Source organism: Actinomadura sp. HBU206391 (assembly GCF_014323665.1).
Classification (GTDB): Bacteria; Actinomycetota; Actinomycetes; order Streptosporangiales; family Streptosporangiaceae; genus Actinomadura_C.
In genome coordinates this window covers 1-1,658 of record NZ_JABVEB010000518.1, presented here as the reverse complement: position 1 = coordinate 1,658, position 1,658 = coordinate 1, and the positions used below count along the sequence as shown (strand labels likewise).

Annotated in this window: 3 protein-coding genes; all 3 read left to right on the top strand. The window is 72.7% G+C overall.

The genetic code is table 11. The annotated features are described in order from the left end of the window. Positions 1 to 180: hypothetical protein (locus tag HKK72_RS39015; protein ID WP_222721692.1), on the top strand; the 180-nt coding region annotated here is incomplete at its 5' end. Next, complete coding sequence (locus HKK72_RS39010; protein ID WP_187239394.1) at positions 167 to 931, top strand: ABC transporter ATP-binding protein; 765 nt, start codon at positions 167 to 169, stop codon at positions 929 to 931. The genes HKK72_RS39015 and HKK72_RS39010, both read left to right, overlap by 14 nt. After that, positions 918 to 1,634 carry an ABC transporter ATP-binding protein gene (locus tag HKK72_RS39005; RefSeq protein WP_187239393.1) on the top strand — a complete coding sequence of 239 codons (717 nt, stop codon included), beginning with the start codon at positions 918 to 920 and terminating at the stop codon, positions 1,632 to 1,634. The genes HKK72_RS39010 and HKK72_RS39005 overlap by 14 nt, the downstream gene beginning before the upstream one ends. The last annotated feature ends 24 nt before the right edge of the window (positions 1,635 to 1,658 follow it).

Genomic DNA, 1,658 nt, shown 5'->3' with positions numbered 1-1,658 from the left:
CTGTCGGACGCCGAGCAGTACAGCTCCATCGTGTACGGCCTGATACTGCTCGTGGTGGTGCTCGCGATGCCCGGCGGCATCGCGGCGCAGGCGCGCAGGCTCGGCGGCATCCTGTACGGACGCGTCCGAAGGCCCCACGGCGACCGAACCGGCGAGGAGGCGTCTCATGTTGACGGCTGAGGACATCACGGTCGGCTTCGGTGGCGTCCGCGCCGTCGAGGGCGTCGGCCTGGAGGTGGGCCGGGGTGAGCTGCTCGGACTCATCGGGCCTAACGGCAGCGGCAAGACCACCTTCCTCAACGCGCTCTGCGGCATCGTGCCCGCCCGCGGGAGTCTCACGGTGGACGGCGCCGAGGTGCGCCTGGGCCGCCCCCGCCTGGCCCGCCGCCACGGGATCGGGCGGGCCTTCCAGACCCCGCAGATCTACGACGGACTCTCGTGCCTGGAGAACGTCCTGCTGTCCAGCCCCGATCCGGCCCTGCGCGGCTTGACCGGCGCCTGGCTGGCCCGCCCGCTGATGTGGGGGCACGAGCGGCGGCGCTGGGCCAAGGCGATGGAGGCGCTCGCGTACACCGGCCTCGCCGAGCACGCCACCAGGGCGGCGGGGCTCCTCACGTACGGGCAGCGGCGCCTGCTCGAGCTCGCCCGCGCGCTCGCCGGCATGCCCAAGGTGCTGCTGCTCGACGAGCCGAGCGCCGGGCTCAACGACGCCGAGACCGCCACGGTCGCCACGCTGCTCGACGAGGTCAGGGCCGCGGGCAACACCTTGATCGTCGTGGATCACAAGATCGATTTTCTCGACTCGCTGTGCGACCGCCTCGTCGTCCTCGAGCTCGGCCGGGTGATCGCCCGGGGGACACCGGACGAGGTCTGGCGCGACGACCGGGTGATCAGCGCGTATCTGGGGGTTCCCGTCGATGTTGTCGATTGAAGACCTGCACGTCCGGTACGGCACGACGCACGCCGTGTGCGGGATCGGGCTGCGGGTCGAGCCCGGAGAGGCGGTGGCGCTGCTCGGCCCGAACGGCGCCGGGAAGAGCTCGACCCTGCGGGCCGTCAGCCGCCTGGTCACCTGTACCGGCTCGATCGTCTTCGACGGCCGCGACATCACCAGGGTCGCGGCCGAGGAGGTGGCCCGGCAGGGGCTGATCCATGTGCCCGAGGGACGCCGCGTGTTCCGCGACCTGACGGTGCACGAGAACCTCCAGCTCGGCACCACCGCGCGGCGCGGCCGGCCGGTGGTGTTCTCCTTCGACGACGTCTACGATCTCTTCCCGCCGCTGACCCGGCTGCGCGACCGGCTGGGGTTCGCCCTGTCCGGCGGCGAGCAGCAGATGGTCGCCCTGGGCCGGGCGCTGGTGGCCGCCCCCCGGCTGCTGCTGATCGACGAGCCGTCGCTCGGGCTGGCGCCGGTGGTGGCCGACGCCGTGGCGCGGGCGCTCGCCGAGGTACGGTCGCGTACCGCCCTGCTGCTCATCGAACAGAACGTCCACTTGGCGGTCCGGGTCTGCGGGCGGGCCGCCGTCATGAGCGGCGGGCGCATCGTCATGGAGGCGCCCACCGCGGAGCTCCAGGATCGGGACCAGCTGCTGGCCTCCTACCTCGGCCAGACCCGCACCGGCACCGGCGTCTGACCCCAGCCGATCAGGCTGACAGGT